We start from the raw sequence: 16,238 nt of genomic DNA on the forward strand, positions 1-16,238 counted from the left end.
GCTACTTCTAACTAATTTATTATTATTTCATCATTAAATACTTTAATTTCCTTTAAATCACCTTTTCTAAAGTCTATTATATCATATTCGTTATTTAAACTTTCATAATTTACAAATAACAAATATTTATTATTTACTGTCTGCAAAATATAATTTTCACCATACTTTTTTAACTTAACTATTTTCCCAATATTAATTTCATCTATTTCCTCATATATATAATCTGATAAAGAAATCATTGCAAGTTTTTCCTTATCAACTTCATCTTTTGTTTGAATAAGCACTCTATCTCCTTTATAACTTATTAAAAGCCCTCCCTCATTATAATATCTTATCTTCGGTAATGGAGAATATATTGCTACTAATATATAAAAAAATATAATTAAAGGATAATATAAAAACCTTTTAAACCCTTTTTTATAAAAATAATATGTTATTAATAAAGCTATATAAAAATATGCTACAGTATAATGAAAATACATTAAATCAAATGACATATCATCAATTTTATACATAATTATATCAATATATTTAATTATATAATGACATATATAAATAATGTAATTAAATATACTTGGAATTTCTACTATAAATATTAATATATTTCCTAAAACCACTAGAACATTTATAAAAGGAATTACAATGATATTTCCAACTATAAAATTCAATGATACTTCATTAAAATATAATATTATAATTGGCAATGTTAATATTTGTGCGCTTAATGAAATTGCAATAGTATTTCTAATAGAGTTAGGTAATTTATATAACTTTTTATTTAAGTCCTTGTTAAATAATATTATTCCCAAGGTAGCTAGAAATGAAAGTACAAATCCAAGATTATAAATATAATATGGCTTTTCTAATATCAGTATTATCCCTGCTAAAGATAATGCTGCTATAGGGTTATAATTACGCTTAACTATTTTCCCAACATTTAATATTACTATCATTATATATGCTCTTACAGCCGGCGCTGATGCCCCTGAAAACAATACATATACTAATGCTAATACTAAACTTAATTTTACGCCTAAAATCCTACGTAATACACTATATACTAAAACTAAATGCAAACCTGAAATTGAAATAACATGAGATATTCCTAAATTTTTCATTAATTCCTTGTGATCTTCATTTAATTCGCTTTTATATCCAAATGATACCGATGTTATTAATGCAGCTTTTCTTTCGCCTAGCTTACTTTCAATGCTTTCAAATACGTACTTTCTTCTTTTATAAAGCTTATCAATAAAATCAGACTTTAAAATTTTATAATCTTCTATTTTATAATCTCCAATTACTCCACTGCATATATTCTTATTTTCAGTAAACTTACCTTTAACTAAAAGTTTATTTCCTACTTCTATTTTCTCACTAACATTAGATAAGCTAACTATTCTTCCATTAATCTCTCCTTTTCCATAATAGTTTTTAACTTCAGTTATTCTTACCTCTTCAATTTCTCTTGGAGTATAATTATAAAAACATATAATATTATTTAATGCTACAATAAAAAATAAAGCTAATATGAACATTATATATTTACCTTTAAAATACATTATAAAAATAAAAAAACTGACAACATAAAAACCTGCCAGAATAGTATTCTTGCTATACATTTCATAACTAAAATATGATAACATAAACACAATAAATATATATGGTAATGGATTATTAAAGTAATTATTATTCACACTATCCATCTTGGCAACACCTCATTAAATAATCATTACCAAATTTCTAATATATAAATCACAAACATAAAAAAGAGACTTTACTTAGTTAGTAAAGCCTACAACTATCTACTAGATTATATATAATTAATTACAAAAATTTAATAGCTATAGGTAAATATATGAAAAATCCTATAGTAAATACAATATGAAGCTTCTTATAAAGCTTGTAATTCTTCTTCATTACCATACCAGTTATTCCGATAGCAAGCATAATTACAGAAAATCCTATATACTTTATAAATCCTTCTTGTCCAAATCTATTAATTAATTCTCCTATCATTGCTAGTACTGAGATAGCTCCTAAACTTATATGTGCTTTTAAATATATTTTTCTCTTTACCTTTAATAATTTTAATACATAATAAACTATTAATGATAAACAAAAAAACATAGATGATATTCTTTCCATTTTTACTTATCCCTACTTTCTCTTCTGTAAATTAATACTTTTCATTAAGCCATTTCTCTTCTTGCAGCTTCCATAGCCCTCTTTTCTTCTGGAGTAATTGTCTTAACTTTAAATATAAAGTAATATAATTTAATTATTATTAATACTATAATAGTTATTCTCATAGGTAATACATCAACTAATATTAAAGGAAAAGCTAACATAAAATTAACAAAACTTAATAATATAACTTTTTGTTTTAATGTCATAGCTCTTTCTTTAACAAAACTCTCTAAGTGCTTTTTATAAATATTTGTGTTTGTAAACCATGTATGAAATCTCTCAGAACCTTTTGCAAAACAAAATGATGTTACTAATAAAAATGGTGTTGTTGGTAATATAGGTAATATTACTCCTATAAGCCCTAATCCAAGTGCTATAAAACCTAAAGTTATATAAAAATATTTTTTTGCTTTATTCATGTTTTACTCCCCTTTTAATTAATACTTTTTATATTTCCTAATATTTATCCCTTATTTATTTAAAGCATGTCTAACTAGTTCAACTGGATTATAAATAATAAGTCTTGGTCCAGAAAACTTCATTACTTCCTTTACCTTTTCCTTCATATCTTTTTTGTAACAATGAATTGGACATCTTGAACAAGTAGATTTGTTTTCACCAAACTTACAAAAACTAAGTCTTTTATGTGCATATTCTAATAACTCTGAACATTCTTCACATAATTCACCTTTATTATTACCATGCTTCTTTTGACAATATATATCTATCATTAGTTTTATAGTTCTTTTTTCTCTATCTATTCTTCCCATAATGACTGTCCCTCCAGATATATTAATGATAATCATTATCATATACTTTTTTTAATAAAGGCTGTATCAAAACTCATAATTTCATTATGATACAGCCTTTATTTAATTAGCTTAATACTAACTTACTATTTTCAAGCTTATATGTCTTATTACAAACAGCTGTTGTTGACTTTCTATGTGAAATAAGTACTATTGTCTTATCTTCACAATTTTCTTTTATTGATTTTAGTATTTCACCTTCATTTAATGTATCTAAATTACTTGTAGGCTCATCTAATATTAAAACATCACCTTTGCTTAAAAAGGCTCTAGCAAGTCCTATTCTTTGTTTTTCACCTGAAGAAAGATTTCCTCCAAGCTCTCCTACCTTTGTGTCATATCCTTTTGGTAAAGTTTCTATAAACTCATGTATAGATGCCATCTTTGCTGCTTCTATAACTTCTTCTTTTGTAGCCTTTAAATTACCAATCTTTATATTATCTAATATAGATTCATTAAATAAATATGTTTCTTGACTTACTAAAGTCTGACTATTTCTAAGTGATTTAGTATTAACCTCTTTAATATTCTTATTATCAAGATTAATCTTTCCTTCATTTACATCCCAGAATCTCATCATAAGTTTAACAAATGTACTTTTACCTATACCACTTTCACCTATAAGAGCAATCTTATCTCCTCTTTTTATGTGAACTGATGTATTATCAAAAATCTTCTCTTTTCTATTTGGATAAGAGAATGTTACATTATCATAAGCTATTGATTCACCATTTATTTTATGTCCATCTGCAACTTCTTCTACATGTGGTTCTTCATCAATTAATTCAAATAATCTTTCTGCACAAGCAAAAGTTTGAAGTAATGTATTTGAAAGGTTACTTAAAGCAACTACAGGTCCAAATGATGATGCTATTATAACTATTCCAACAAGCATCCATGTAAATGATATGTTTCCTATTGAATATTGTGCAAATCCAACTCCAACAAAAGTCAATATTGCAATCATTATAGTTAAATCTGTAATCGCTCTTATTATACCTTCATGCTCTTTAATTTTATCAAGACTTTCATTTATTCTATGTGATTTTGAATTAATTTCATTTAATCTCTCATCACCAGATTTAAATAATAATACTTCTTTTAAACCCCTTAAAGAATCAAGTATATAGTTATTACACTCACCAAACATATTTCTATAAGCAACACCTGCTTCTTTTCCTAAACTAGAAGAAGCATAAGGAATAACGAATCCAACTATTAGGAAGAATATTACTGATAAAATTCCAAACCAAGGATTTATCATAAATAATATTATAGATATAATACTGTTTGTTATTATGGCAATTGATATTGGAGCTATTGTGTGAGCATAAAATACTTCTAAAAGCTCTATATCTGAAGTAATTAATGAAATAAGATTTCCCTTTTCTTGTCCTTCTAATTTAGCTGGAGCTAATTTTCTAAGCTTAGCAAATATCTTATCTCTTAATATGTAAAGTATTTTAAAGGCAATATAATGTCCTGATAATTGTTCAGCATATCTTAAGAAACCTCTTAAAACTGCTGAAACTATCATAACTACCATAGCACCAGTAAAACTTATAAATGTAATATCACCTATAAATGCCCCTATTGCTATTGCTCCAAAACTTGCTATTGCTATTGCCGCTAAAAATCCTATAACACCCATACTTATAGTTATTGCCATAATTGGAGCTAAAGGTTTTAACTCAACTATTAATCTCTTCATTATTTGGAAGCCTGATCTTCTTTTCATATTAGCAAACCTCCCTTATCATTTCTAATTCATTTTGTTTATTAACCATATCATAGTAGCATGATTCATTTTTCATTAATTCATCATGTGTTCCACTTTCAACTAAAATTCCTTTATTCATAACATAAATATTCTTAGCATTTGTTACATTAGCCAATCTATGAGATATTACTAATATAGTTTTATCTTTAGAAAGCTCATAAATTGCTTCCCAAATACTTTCTTCACTTTCAACATCTATGTTAGAAGTAGCTTCATCAAAAATTATCATTGGTCTATCTGCTAAAATAACTCTTGCTAATGCTAATCTTTGTTTTTGTCCACCTGATAATGCACTACCAGCTTGACCAACATCAGTTAATAATCCATCTTTTAATCCCTTAACAAAATCATATAATCTTGCAGTTTTTAAAGCATTATTAATTTCTTCTTCTGATGCATCTCTCTTAGCCATTAATAAATTATCTAAAATAGTTCCATTAAATATATAACTATTAGTAGAAACTAAAGCTATATTCCCATAAATATTATCTAATGATATTTTTTCTATATTTTTATCATTAATATTTATTTCTCCATTAGTTACTTTGTGATTATTTAAAATAAGTGATGCAATTGTACTTTTACCTGAACCACTTTCACCTACTATTGCAACTAATCCGCCTGATGTAATTTCCATATTGATATTATTCAATACTTTTCTTTCACCATCATAACTAAAGTCAACATTCTTTAAACTAACTTTAACATCGTTAAGTTTCATTTCTTCATTAACTTCAATATCTTTTACTCTTTCTTCAGCATCTAAAATACCAAACATTCTATCACTTGCAGCCATACCATTCATTGCTATATGGAAATATGATCCTAGTAATCTAAGAGGTATAAAGAATTCAGATGAAAGTAATATTATTATAAGTAAGCTTCCAACTTGTATTTCTCCATTTTTAAATTGAATTAACGCAACTATAGTTCCAACTGCAGCTCCACCAAAAGCAACTAAATCCATTATAGTTATTGAATTAAGTTGCATACTTAATACTTTCATAGTAATTTTTCTAAACTTTTCAGCTTCAACATTCATTTTTTCATGTCTTTCTTCATCAATATTAAATACCTTTAAAGTAGTTAATCCTTGAAGATTTTCTAAGAAAGTTCCACCTAAATCTGAATAAGACTTCCAGTAATCTTTTAATATTCTTTTAGCTATTTTCATTATAGCTATTATTGATACTGGAATAAGTGGTACACAAAGTATAAATACTAGTGCTGCTTTAAATGATATAAAACTCATAAAAATAAATAATGTTACTGGAACTAAAAGTGAATAGAAGAATTGAGGTAAATATTTACCAAAGTAAATTTCAAGTTGTTCTATACCTTCAACAGATACTTGAACTACTGCAGAAGTACTTTCAACAGAAGTATATCCAGTTCCTAATCTTAATAACTTTTTATAAATAAGTTCTCTTAATGTTACTCTAGCATTTCCAGATGCCGCATTTGAGAATTTAGCATATAAAATATTACATGAATATCTTGTAGCTAATAAAATTGCTATAATTATAATTCCTGATAATAGCGAAATACTTCCCCATATTTTAAAATTCATCATAGCTACAAAAACATTATTTCCATTAAGATCTAATCTTTCGCCTATATAAATTTTATTAATAAATTGACCAATTAGTATTATAGTAACTATATTACATAGAACTGAAATCCAATTAACCAATATAGTTAATGCTATGTACTTTTTAGAATCTTTACATAGGTTTATTAACCTTTTATTTATCATCATAATATATATTCCTCCTTTGAATCTTTTAATCATTTGAAATATACTTTCAAATGATATTTATTATTACCTAATATAATATAACCTAATTGATAATTATTTTCAACACTTTCATTAATAAATTTTCTATTTTTGTATTATAATTAACTTATAGTACATATTTTAGGAGTAATAATATGAGTAAATTTTCAACCAAAAATAACTTAATTGAAAAACAACTAAAACAACTTAATAAAAAGGAAGAAAAATTAATACTAGAAAAAGAGCCTGGTATTATAAAAAATAAATTAGACCCTTTAAAAACAAAAATTGAGGAGAAAATTCCTGAAAAACTTCAATCTACTTTAAATATAGCTTTTGAAAAAGGATTTAAAACAGTATTTGATAAAGGTCTAGGTATAATTGAAAAAACCTACAATAAAGAAGATATAAACATGGAATTTGATATAAACTCTTATGCTATAAATAAATATCCCACAAAAAGAAATCTAAAAAAAATTGATAAATCTGCAAATAAAAAAACATTTATAAATAAGTCTGTTAGTGCTATCGAAGGTGGTGCTCTAGGTCTATTAGGAATAGGCATTCCTGATATCCCCATATATATAGGAGTAATTTTAAAGTCCATTTATGAAATTAGCTTAAGCTATGGATTTGATTATAATTCTTCTGAAGAGAAGGTCTATATCTTAAATATAATTTGTGCTTCAGTCACTTCTGGTACTGAAAGAAAAATGTATTTTAATAAATTAGATACTATAGCTAATGAAATAGATAATGGTAAATATCATAATTATAATATTGATGAAACATTAAAGGAAACTTCTAATAAAATTTCTACTTATATGTTAACTTCAAAATTTATACAAGGTCTTCCTATAGTAGGAGTTGTTGGTGGAGTTACTAATTTTAAAACATTACATGATATAAGCACTATAGCTAAACTCAAATATAAACAACGATATTTAAATAAACTTTTGCTTTAATAATAAAAGCGTCTAGATATAATGTTAAATTATAATTAGACGCTTTTTTAAATATAACTTCTTCATATATTTATTTTTTAATTCAATACTATTTCCTTAATAAGTGATTCAACTGCATTTAATGTACTTTTATGATTTCTTATAACCCTTATATTTTTCTTATCAGCTTCTCTCTTTGCTGTCAATACAAGTTTATGTGATACTACATCTGTTAATAATATAACTGCATCTGGCATTCCAATTTTATCCTTTAAGCCTGTTTCCATTTGAGTGAAAACCTTTGCCTTACAATTATATTTTTTACATACTCTAATATAATCTTTAGTCATTTTATCATGGCCACCAACTATTACTACACTCATTTTTTTCTCTCCTTTTAATTATTGGTTATTACTAACCCTTATTAATTAGAATCATTCTCTTATGCACTAGCTCCTTCATATTCTTGAAATAAATTTCTTATAGAATATGCTACATTATGAGATGAATCTCCTTTTAAAATATAATTTACAGTATGCTCCTTAACTTTATCATACCTACTGAAAGTTTCCTTTGCCTCTTGTAAATTATTATATACAAGCCAATATCCACAACTTAAACATTTCTTATTTTTACAATTCATAAAATCCATAACATCATTTAATGGAAATCCTAAAAATATGCCTAATTCATGTGGGCAATTAAACTCCTTATATCTGTTCTTTAACATATATAAATAATTATTTATATCCTCTTTATTTGAATATCCTAATTGCATTAAGAATTTTTTATTATCTTTTCTGAATATATAATTTGATAATTGCTTTTTATTATATATTAATATAATTAACGCATTACTACATTCTCTTAAATCTATATATTGAATATCAATAGCTTCTAAAAAATCAATTCCGTACTTTATCCATTTATCATATAAATTTTCTTTGTCTTTCTTTATTGTGATGGTTGCTGATGGTTTAACTCCTGAGATTACCAGAGAGGCATTATAAATTAAAAATTTTTCAATGCACTCTCTATCTCCCATATTAGCAAGACTTTTATAAAATTCAACTTGCTTCAATTTACTTCTATGCCTTTGCTATAGTCATTCCTAATTCAATACACTCTGAAGAGTTATCCTCAGGCTCATATTGAATTATTAATCCATCACCAATTAAAGTGCAACCTAAAGATTCCATTCTCTCTTGCCAATCTCTCATCCATTGACCATCTCCCCATCCATATGATCCGAATAAAGCCACTTTTTTTCCTGAAATTTTAGATGATATCTCTTCTACGAAAGGTTCAAATTCATTTTCTTCTAATACCTCATCCCCCATAGCTGGACACCCAAGTATAACTATTTCTTCATTATCAAATATATCTGCATTTGCATTTGATACATTAATTACCTCTGCTTTTTTTCCTCCATTAGCTATGCCCTCTGCAATTAAATTTGCCATTTTCTCAGTATTACCAGATGCTGAATAATAAACTATTTTCATATTCTCTCCTCCTAATCAATATTGATATTCATTCTCAATTACTTATTATAATATAGTATTCTCTTTAGCATGTCAATATATAACTTGAAATTTTTTGAAATTTTTTTCTATATGTATCTTTTACTCTTAACCAAACCTAAATCTTCAATAAGCTTAATTTTAGATAAAAATTATAGGCTGTATCAAAATAATCTTTGATACAGCCTATTTTTAAATATTAAAGTAGTTATTTGTGCTTAAATTCTATTTCGCCATTGCATAATTTTTTACTAGAACAGCCCGAGCAACCGCATCCACAACCACCATTATTATTTTTACTCTTTTTAACCATACTCCATACAGCTAAAAATAATAAACCAAATACTATTGCTCCAATAATAAATGTAGCCATTTAATCACTTCCTTATTCAAAACAATAATTATGCACTTACTTTTCTACCTTCTTTATTACTTCTAATATCTCTTCCTGATCCAACTGCTAGTGCAATAGCCAATATTGCAATTAATATTGAGATTATAGCTCCCACTACACTACCATTTCCTAATAATAAACTACCAACTTGGTTTATTACTAATGCAACTATATATGCAGTTAATGTTTGGAATCCAACTGTTATCCACATCCATTTCCAAGATCCCATTTCTCTTCTAATTGCACCTATAGCTGCAAAACAAGGAGCATTAAGTATATTAAATGCTATAAATGCTAATCCACTTGCTGCTGTAAACATTGTTCCAATTTGAGTTAATAATGTTGGTGTATCTTCTGCCGCTTCTGCAATTCCAAATAATACACCAAATGTTCCTACAAGATTTTCCTTAGCTACTAATCCTGTTACAGTTGATACTGCTGATTGCCAATTTCCAAAACCAAGTGGCGCAAATATTGGAGCTATTACTTTTCCTATACTTGCTAATATACTATCTTGAGCATCTACCATTTGTAATGTCCAATTAAATGAACTAGTAAACCAAATTACAGCACAAGCAACAAATATGATAGTTCCTGCTTTTTTAATGAAAGCTTTTGCTCTATCCCACATATGAATTAAAACACTCTTCATACTTGGAATATGATATTGTGGAAGCTCCATAACAAATGGTGCTGCTTCACCTTTAAACATCTTAGTCTTATTTAAAATAATTCCACAAATTATAATCATAAAAATTCCTAAGAAATAGACAACTGGTGCTACCCATGATGATCCACCAAAAATAGATCCTGCAAATAATGCAATTATAGGCAATTTGGCACTACAAGGAATAAATGTAGTAAGCATTATTGTAAGCCTTCTATCTTTATCATTTTCTATAGTACGTGTTGACATTATTCCCGGAACTCCACAACCAGAACTTATAAGTACAGGTATAAAAGATTTTCCTGATAATCCAAACTTACGTAATATTCTATCCATAATAAATGCTATTCTAGCCATATATCCACAATCTTCTAATAATGATAATAAAAAGAATAATAACATTATTTGTGGTACAAACCCTAAAACAGCACCTACGCCAGCGATTATTCCATCATTAATTAAACTCTGTAACCAAGGTGCTGTACCTACATTTTCTAAAAAGGTAGCTACATTTTCACCAATTATTTCTCCAAATAAAGTATCATTTGTCCAATCGGTCAATATTGTACCTAATGAACTAACTGCTATATAATATACAGCCCACATAATCAAAGCAAATATAGGTAATGCTAATATACGATTGGTAACTATTTTATCTATTTTATCTGATACAGTATGTTTTGATGTGTTATTTTTCTTAATAACTTTTGAAACAAGTGTTCCAATAAATTCATATCTTTCACCAGTAATAATTCCTTCTGCATCATCATCAAACTCTTCTTCACACTTTACAATAATTGATTCTATTTTTTCCTTAACATCATTATTTAATGTTATTTTATTTATAAAATCACTATCACGTTCAAAAATTTTAATAGCCATCCATTGCTCGTTGCTTCCTGAATAATTAATATTATTACTTCTTATTAAACCCTTAATATCTTCTAGTGCATCTTTTACTTCTTTAGAAAAGTTCATATTAAAATTGTTACTCTTATTATTTTTAGCTATCTCAATTGCCTTTGAAGCAACATCCTTAGTTCCATCTCCCTTTAATGCACTTGTTTTAACTACTGGACATCCAAGAATTTTAGATAACTTTTCAATATCAATAATATCTCCTCTTTTTTCTATAATGTCCATCATATTTAATGCTATTACTGTTGGAATACCTAATTCTAATATTTGAGTTGTTAAATACAAATTTCTTTCAATATTTGATGCATCTATAATATTAATAACTACATCTGGTCTTTCATCTAGCATAAAATTTCTAGTTACAACTTCTTCTAATGTATATGGTGATAACGAATATACTCCTGGCAAATCAACTAATTCAACATCCTTGTATCCTTTAATTTTTCCACTTTTTTTCTCTACGGTTACTCCTGGCCAATTTCCAACATATTGTTTTGCACCTGTAAGGTTATTAAACATAGTTGTTTTACCGCAGTTTGGGTTCCCTGCTAACCCTATTTTTATTGTCATCTTTCTTCCCCCTATATATTTTTCAACTTATAATTACTCAACTAATATCATTTCAGCATCATATTTACGTAATGTTAGTTCATATCCTCTTATATTAACTTCTATAGGATCTCCTAATGGTGCCACCTTTCTAACATAAATTTCACTACCTTTTGTAATTCCCATATCCATTATTCGTCTACGAACAGCACCAGTACCTTCTATCTTTTTAACTTTTACAGTTTGTCCACATTGCACATCTTTTAATGTTGCCATTTCCAATCTCTCCTATACCATTATTCTACTTGCCATACTTTTATCTAAAGCTATTCTAGCTCCTTTAATATTTACTATTAAATTTCCACCCAAATCAGAAACTATTGTAATACCTTCACCAATAACAAAGCCTAAACTGTTTAAAAACTTTTTTGTTTCAGCATTTCCTGTTATTTTTTTAATTTTAACTTCTTCTCCTACTTGTGATAATATTAATGACATTTCTTTTCACCTCTTATACTGATAATGATTATCATTATTTACACTTTCATTATACTCCTTTATTTGTAAAAGTAAATATATTTTTCTATTAAATATTAATTTTGTATAAATTAGAAGATTATTTTATACAAAAAAAATAAGTAACTTAGTATAGAAATATTTTTCTTTACTAAGTTACTTAATAGTTTTTAATCTAAATTTAGATTATTTTAATACAAATGATTGGCAATCTGTACATTCAACAACTGTTGGGTTTGCTTCATGAGTACCAACTTGTATTGCATCTAAAGTACAATAATTTTCTGAACAGGCATGATGTTTACATTGTTGTACACTACATTTAATGCTTGAATTCTTTTCCATAACTTTCACCTCCAACTCTTTATTACTCTATTATTTTTCCCATAAGAGGTCTTATTATTCTAAAAGATTAATATTAAAATTTTATGAATTTTCTATATGTATTTAAATTTTTTATATTCAATTTTAATTATTAATTATATTATTGTTTTGTTTTTGGATTAAAAATAAGAGCCATCAAATATCCAAAAAAGATTGCTGCTGTAATTCCTCCTGCAGCACCTTCAATACCACCTGTAAATGCTCCTATTAATCCATTTTCTTTTACACCTTTTATAGCTGCTTTTGCTAAACCATTACCAAAACTCGGTAAAGGTATTGTTGCTCCTGCACCTCCAATTTCGATTAATTTATCGTAAATTCCAAATCCTCCAAGAATTGCTCCAAGAGTAACAAAGATAACTAATATTCTAGCTGGAGTTAATTTTGTTGTGTCCATTAATATTTGTGCCACAACACATATTAATCCGCCAACAATAAATGCACTTATGTAATCCATAATAAATTCTCACCGACTTTCTATTTATATTCAATAGCTACTGCATGAGCTATTCCTGGTATACTTTCTCCTTGAAGAGATGATGTTGTACTCATTAATGCTCCTGTTGAAACTAATAATAAACTTTTTATTTCTCTTCTCATTAATTTTTTATAAAAATATCCACATGTTACAACTGCTGAACATCCACAACCACTTCCACCAGCATCAGTCTTTTGCCTTTCATCATCAAATATTAAGTCTCCACAATCCACATAATTATCTTTTACATCATAACCATAATCCAATAATAATTTAGTTGTTATTTCCTTTCCTATCTTACCTAAATCTCCAGTTGCAATTACATCGTAATCTTTAGGAGTTCTTCCTGTATCTTTAAAATGATTATAAATTGTATCTACTGCTGCTGGAGCCATTGCAGCTCCCATGTTATTAGCATCCTTTATTCCATAATCCTTTACTAACCCTGTAGTTACATATGTCACTTTAGGAAAATCTCCATTTCTAGCTAAGACCATTGCTCCTGATCCTGTAACTGTCCATTGACATGTTGGGCATCTTTGGCTTCCATATTCTAATGGAAATCTAAATTGTCTTTCTGCAGAACTAAAATGTGATGAAGTAGAGGCTACAATATAGTTTCCAAATCCACCATCTAAAAATAGCGATGCCATACTTAAAGACTCTGACATTGTAGAGCAAGCACCATACAATCCTATAAATGGTATATTTAATTCTCTTGCTGCAAAACTTGATGATGTTATTTGATTTAATAAATCACCTGCAAATAGATAATCTATATTTTCTTCTCTTAAATTCGCATTGCTTATAGCACTTTTTATTGCTGTATACATCATTTCTGATTCTGCTTTTTCAAAACTATCCTTACCTAAAGTATCATCATTTAATATTTGATGAAAATACTCCTTTAAAGGCCCATCACCTTCCTTAGGTCCAACTATAGAATAAGTTGAAATTATTTTAGGCGGATTTTCAAGTTTAATAGTTTGTTTTCCTACCTTTTTATTTTTTATATTCATTGACATTCACTCTCCAATTTAAACAATTCCCATAAGTCCTAAAACATAATATACTAATCCTATTATTACTGATGTTCCTATTCCATAAACTAATACTGGTCCTGCAATAGTAAACATTTTAGCTGCTACACCAAAAACAAAACCTTCTTTTTTAAATTCTATTGCCGGAGATACCATTGCATTAGAAAATCCTGTAATAGGAACTATAGTACCAGCACCAGCAAAGCTTGCTATCTTATCATAAACTCCTATTCCTGTTAATAATGCACCAATAAATATCATTATTATAGGCAACCAAAGTTTAGCAGTTTCTTCATCTATACCAAATTTTGTTAACATATTTAGTATAAACTGCCCTATAGTACATATAGCTCCACCAACTAGAAAAGCTAATAGAATATTTTTAAAATATTTTGGTTTAGGAACCATTTCCTTTGAAATATTTTCAAAATCTTTAATTATTTTCTTTTCTTCCTTAGCCATTTTTCCCATGTATTTACGTCTCCTTTCTTTCATAAATTTATTATTCCTCTTAATTTAAAATTAACTCATATTATTATAATTTTCATTATTTTTACTTTTGCATAAAAAAATCTACATTAAATAATTTTTTATTATTTAATGTAGATTTATTTAAAAAATTTTTTCTTTTTTAGTTTATACATCTTCTTATGTTCATTCCTCATCTAATTGTTTTCTCATCTCTAAAAGTACCTTTTTCTCTATTCTTGACACTTGTACTTGACTTATACCTAACATTTTAGCAACCTGGATTTGTGTCTTGTCTTTAAAATATCTTAATACAATGATTTGTCTAGATTTAACATCTAAATTGTTTAATGCCTCTTTTAAAGCTATTCTTTCAGTCAAGTTTTTATCTTCTGCTGCATTTTCACTTAACTTATCAATAAGTAATACTGGTGCACCATCATCCTGATGAATTACCTCATAAAGATACTGCATACTTGCAGAAGACTCCAAAGCAAATAATATTTCTTCTTTATTTATCCCCGAAAATTCAGCTAACTCATCTATACTAGGATCTCTATTTAGTTTTTTAGTTAATGCTTCTTTATCAAAATGCAACTTTTTAGCTAAGCTCTTAACATTTCTACTTACCTTTATAATTCCATCATCTCTAAGAAATCTTTTTATTTCTCCAATTATCATTGGAACAGCATAAGTTGAGAACTTAACATTATACTTATCATCAAAATTATTAATTGCCTTAACAAGCCCCATACATCCTATTTGATAGATATCTTCGTAATCATACCCTCTATTTATAAACTTTTTACTTATAGAAGTCACTAAAGGTAAATTTGCTTCTATGAGCCTGTTCATCGCCTCTGCATCTCCAGCTTTGGCTAGGGGTAATAATTCTGAGTTATCCTCATAGCTTAACTTTTCTTTTTTTAGTTTACCCTTTTCCATACCTCTCCCCTCATACGCTAATTAAATTTCTTTGTCATAACAATTCTAGTACCTTTACCCTTTTGACTTTCTACCTCTAAACTATCCATAAAACTTTCCATAACAGTAAATCCCATTCCAGATCTTTCAAGATCGGGTCTTGAAGTATAAAGAGGCTCTCTAGCTTTATCAACATCATCTATACCTTTACCATAATCCGTAATTATAATCGATACTTCTTTTCCAGAAATTGTAGACTCTATTTTAATTATACCCTTTTCATAATTTTCATAACCATGAATTATAGAATTTGTTACAGCTTCAGAAACAGCTGTTTTAACATCTGCAATTTCTTCAATAGTTGGATCTAATTGAGAAACAAAAGCTGAAACTGCAACTCTAGCAAATCCTTCATTTTGAGATCTACTTTCAAATTCTATACATACTCTATTTTCTTCCATGTTATTAACCCCTCCATTAAATGTTCGCAAGTGCTTCATTGACATTATTATAAACAGTAATTATTTTATAAAGCCCTGATAGTGTAAATACTTTATCTACTCTTTTATTAATATTAGTTATGCATACTTTTCCATCCCTATTCTTAATCTTCTTTAATCTGCCTATAACAACACCTATACCCGAACTATCCATAAATGTTACTTCTTTAAAATCCATTATAACTTTTTTTATGTTATCTCTCTCTATTCTATCATCTATCTTTACTCTAACTTCTTCTGCACTATGATGATCTAATTCTCCAACAAGAGTAACGACTAATTTATCATCAACTTTATTAAATTTCAAAAACATAATAATCAACTCTAAAAATAAATAATTAGAGCACCCTCCCATCTTCCTTCTTTTTCCATAATTT

The 16,238-nt window shown here is 27.3% G+C and carries 21 protein-coding genes; 1 reads left to right on the top strand and 20 read right to left on the bottom strand.

Going from position 1 to position 16,238, the window contains the following annotated elements; genetic code table 11:
- Positions 1-11: 11 nt before the first annotated feature.
- The 6 genes from EJJ37_RS04635 to EJJ37_RS04660 all read right to left on the bottom strand — a co-directional run bounded on the left by EJJ37_RS04635 (position 12) and on the right by EJJ37_RS04660 (position 6,538).
- Positions 12-1,706, bottom strand: a complete 1,695-nt coding sequence (locus EJJ37_RS04635; protein WP_133014428.1) for a ComEC/Rec2 family competence protein — start codon at positions 1,704-1,706, stop codon at positions 12-14.
- A 121-nt stretch (positions 1,707-1,827) separates the two neighbouring features.
- A complete protein-coding gene (locus tag EJJ37_RS04640; protein ID WP_133014429.1) occupies positions 1,828-2,148 on the bottom strand; it encodes a hypothetical protein in 321 nt (106 codons plus the stop codon).
- A 44-nt stretch (positions 2,149-2,192) separates the two neighbouring features.
- Positions 2,193-2,609, bottom strand: a complete 417-nt coding sequence (locus EJJ37_RS04645) for a YbaN family protein (RefSeq protein ID WP_133014430.1) — start codon at positions 2,607-2,609, stop codon at positions 2,193-2,195.
- 51 nt (positions 2,610-2,660) lie between these two features.
- The gene (locus tag EJJ37_RS04650) at positions 2,661-2,960 is read right to left on the bottom strand and encodes a nitrous oxide-stimulated promoter family protein (protein ID WP_133014431.1); all 300 of its coding nucleotides are present in this window, start codon (positions 2,958-2,960) and stop codon (positions 2,661-2,663) included.
- A 106-nt stretch (positions 2,961-3,066) separates the two neighbouring features.
- On the bottom strand, positions 3,067-4,737 hold the full coding sequence (locus EJJ37_RS04655; protein WP_133014432.1) for an amino acid ABC transporter ATP-binding/permease protein: 1,671 nt from the start codon (positions 4,735-4,737) through the stop codon (positions 3,067-3,069).
- Between the two features lies 1 nt (position 4,738).
- Entirely contained in the window at positions 4,739-6,538 is a 1,800-nt protein-coding gene (locus tag EJJ37_RS04660) for an ABC transporter ATP-binding protein/permease (protein WP_133014433.1), read from the bottom strand.
- A 173-nt stretch (positions 6,539-6,711) separates the two neighbouring features.
- Here EJJ37_RS04660 and EJJ37_RS04665 point away from each other — a divergent pair, with 173 nt between their 5' ends.
- On the top strand, positions 6,712-7,521 hold the full coding sequence (locus EJJ37_RS04665) for an EcsC family protein (RefSeq protein WP_133014434.1): 810 nt from the start codon (positions 6,712-6,714) through the stop codon (positions 7,519-7,521).
- 77 nt (positions 7,522-7,598) lie between these two features.
- Here EJJ37_RS04665 and EJJ37_RS04670 read toward each other — a convergent pair whose 3' ends face one another.
- From EJJ37_RS04670 to spoIIAA, 14 genes are all read right to left on the bottom strand, one after another.
- Positions 7,599-7,883, bottom strand: a complete 285-nt coding sequence (locus tag EJJ37_RS04670; protein ID WP_133014435.1) for a DUF2325 domain-containing protein — start codon at positions 7,881-7,883, stop codon at positions 7,599-7,601.
- Between the two features lie 59 nt (positions 7,884-7,942).
- A complete protein-coding gene (locus tag EJJ37_RS04675) occupies positions 7,943-8,581 on the bottom strand; it encodes a DUF3793 family protein (protein WP_133014436.1) in 639 nt (212 codons plus the stop codon).
- Positions 8,582-8,588: 7 nt separating this feature from the next.
- Complete coding sequence (locus EJJ37_RS04680; RefSeq protein WP_133014437.1) at positions 8,589-9,005, bottom strand: flavodoxin; 417 nt, start codon at positions 9,003-9,005, stop codon at positions 8,589-8,591.
- Positions 9,006-9,231: 226 nt separating this feature from the next.
- The gene (locus tag EJJ37_RS04685; protein ID WP_133014438.1) at positions 9,232-9,396 is read right to left on the bottom strand and encodes a FeoB-associated Cys-rich membrane protein; all 165 of its coding nucleotides are present in this window, start codon (positions 9,394-9,396) and stop codon (positions 9,232-9,234) included.
- 28 nt (positions 9,397-9,424) lie between these two features.
- Entirely contained in the window at positions 9,425-11,572 is a 2,148-nt protein-coding gene (gene feoB / locus EJJ37_RS04690) for a ferrous iron transport protein B (protein WP_133014439.1), read from the bottom strand.
- Positions 11,573-11,605: 33 nt separating this feature from the next.
- Positions 11,606-11,827: a FeoA family protein gene (locus EJJ37_RS04695; protein WP_133014440.1), complete on the bottom strand. Its 222-nt coding sequence runs from the start codon at positions 11,825-11,827 to the stop codon at positions 11,606-11,608.
- Between the two features lie 12 nt (positions 11,828-11,839).
- Positions 11,840-12,049 carry a FeoA family protein gene (locus tag EJJ37_RS04700; protein ID WP_133014441.1) on the bottom strand — a complete coding sequence of 70 codons (210 nt, stop codon included), beginning with the start codon at positions 12,047-12,049 and terminating at the stop codon, positions 11,840-11,842.
- Between the two features lie 204 nt (positions 12,050-12,253).
- Positions 12,254-12,412: a DUF1540 domain-containing protein gene (locus tag EJJ37_RS04705; RefSeq protein ID WP_133014442.1), complete on the bottom strand. Its 159-nt coding sequence runs from the start codon at positions 12,410-12,412 to the stop codon at positions 12,254-12,256.
- Between the two features lie 139 nt (positions 12,413-12,551).
- The gene (gene spoVAE / locus EJJ37_RS04710) at positions 12,552-12,908 is read right to left on the bottom strand and encodes a stage V sporulation protein AE (RefSeq protein WP_133014443.1); all 357 of its coding nucleotides are present in this window, start codon (positions 12,906-12,908) and stop codon (positions 12,552-12,554) included.
- 20 nt (positions 12,909-12,928) lie between these two features.
- On the bottom strand, positions 12,929-13,948 hold the full coding sequence (gene spoVAD / locus EJJ37_RS04715; RefSeq protein ID WP_133014444.1) for a stage V sporulation protein AD: 1,020 nt from the start codon (positions 13,946-13,948) through the stop codon (positions 12,929-12,931).
- An 18-nt stretch (positions 13,949-13,966) separates the two neighbouring features.
- Complete coding sequence (gene spoVAC, locus EJJ37_RS04720; protein WP_133014536.1) at positions 13,967-14,431, bottom strand: stage V sporulation protein AC; 465 nt, start codon at positions 14,429-14,431, stop codon at positions 13,967-13,969.
- A gap of 192 nt (positions 14,432-14,623) precedes the next feature.
- Entirely contained in the window at positions 14,624-15,382 is a 759-nt protein-coding gene (gene sigF, locus EJJ37_RS04725) for an RNA polymerase sporulation sigma factor SigF (RefSeq protein ID WP_133014445.1), read from the bottom strand.
- Positions 15,383-15,399: 17 nt separating this feature from the next.
- A complete protein-coding gene (gene spoIIAB, locus EJJ37_RS04730; RefSeq protein WP_133014446.1) occupies positions 15,400-15,822 on the bottom strand; it encodes an anti-sigma F factor in 423 nt (140 codons plus the stop codon).
- A gap of 16 nt (positions 15,823-15,838) precedes the next feature.
- Complete coding sequence (spoIIAA, locus tag EJJ37_RS04735) at positions 15,839-16,174, bottom strand: anti-sigma F factor antagonist (RefSeq protein ID WP_133014447.1); 336 nt, start codon at positions 16,172-16,174, stop codon at positions 15,839-15,841.
- Between the last annotated feature and the right edge of the window lie 64 nt (positions 16,175-16,238).

This window comes from Clostridium cuniculi (assembly GCF_004353185.1).
Classification (GTDB): Bacteria; Bacillota; Clostridia; order Clostridiales; family Clostridiaceae; genus Clostridium; species Clostridium cuniculi.

What these genes read in the sequence shown, in the direction of transcription:
- EJJ37_RS04635 (WP_133014428.1), bottom strand. Translation starts at nt 1,706, where the DNA reads ATGGATAGTGTGAATAATAATTACTTTAATAATCCATTACCATATATA.
- EJJ37_RS04640 (WP_133014429.1), bottom strand. Translation starts at nt 2,148, where the DNA reads ATGGAAAGAATATCATCTATGTTTTTTTGTTTATCATTAATAGTTTAT.
- EJJ37_RS04645 (WP_133014430.1), bottom strand. Translation starts at nt 2,609, where the DNA reads ATGAATAAAGCAAAAAAATATTTTTATATAACTTTAGGTTTTATAGCA.
- EJJ37_RS04650 (WP_133014431.1), bottom strand. Translation starts at nt 2,960, where the DNA reads ATGGGAAGAATAGATAGAGAAAAAAGAACTATAAAACTAATGATAGAT.
- EJJ37_RS04655 (WP_133014432.1), bottom strand. Translation starts at nt 4,737, where the DNA reads ATGAAAAGAAGATCAGGCTTCCAAATAATGAAGAGATTAATAGTTGAG.
- EJJ37_RS04660 (WP_133014433.1), bottom strand. Translation starts at nt 6,538, where the DNA reads ATGATGATAAATAAAAGGTTAATAAACCTATGTAAAGATTCTAAAAAG.
- EJJ37_RS04665 (WP_133014434.1), top strand. Translation starts at nt 6,712, where the DNA reads ATGAGTAAATTTTCAACCAAAAATAACTTAATTGAAAAACAACTAAAA.
- EJJ37_RS04670 (WP_133014435.1), bottom strand. Translation starts at nt 7,883, where the DNA reads ATGAGTGTAGTAATAGTTGGTGGCCATGATAAAATGACTAAAGATTAT.
- EJJ37_RS04680 (WP_133014437.1), bottom strand. Translation starts at nt 9,005, where the DNA reads ATGAAAATAGTTTATTATTCAGCATCTGGTAATACTGAGAAAATGGCA.
- EJJ37_RS04685 (WP_133014438.1), bottom strand. Translation starts at nt 9,396, where the DNA reads ATGGCTACATTTATTATTGGAGCAATAGTATTTGGTTTATTATTTTTA.
- feoB (WP_133014439.1), bottom strand. Translation starts at nt 11,572, where the DNA reads ATGACAATAAAAATAGGGTTAGCAGGGAACCCAAACTGCGGTAAAACA.
- EJJ37_RS04695 (WP_133014440.1), bottom strand. Translation starts at nt 11,827, where the DNA reads ATGGCAACATTAAAAGATGTGCAATGTGGACAAACTGTAAAAGTTAAA.
- EJJ37_RS04700 (WP_133014441.1), bottom strand. Translation starts at nt 12,049, where the DNA reads ATGTCATTAATATTATCACAAGTAGGAGAAGAAGTTAAAATTAAAAAA.
- EJJ37_RS04705 (WP_133014442.1), bottom strand. Translation starts at nt 12,412, where the DNA reads ATGGAAAAGAATTCAAGCATTAAATGTAGTGTACAACAATGTAAACAT.
- spoVAE (WP_133014443.1), bottom strand. Translation starts at nt 12,908, where the DNA reads ATGGATTACATAAGTGCATTTATTGTTGGCGGATTAATATGTGTTGTG.
- spoVAD (WP_133014444.1), bottom strand. Translation starts at nt 13,948, where the DNA reads ATGAATATAAAAAATAAAAAGGTAGGAAAACAAACTATTAAACTTGAA.
- spoVAC (WP_133014536.1), bottom strand. Translation starts at nt 14,431, where the DNA reads ATGGCTAAGGAAGAAAAGAAAATAATTAAAGATTTTGAAAATATTTCA.
- sigF (WP_133014445.1), bottom strand. Translation starts at nt 15,382, where the DNA reads ATGGAAAAGGGTAAACTAAAAAAAGAAAAGTTAAGCTATGAGGATAAC.
- spoIIAB (WP_133014446.1), bottom strand. Translation starts at nt 15,822, where the DNA reads ATGGAAGAAAATAGAGTATGTATAGAATTTGAAAGTAGATCTCAAAAT.
- spoIIAA (WP_133014447.1), bottom strand. Translation starts at nt 16,174, where the DNA reads ATGTTTTTGAAATTTAATAAAGTTGATGATAAATTAGTCGTTACTCTT.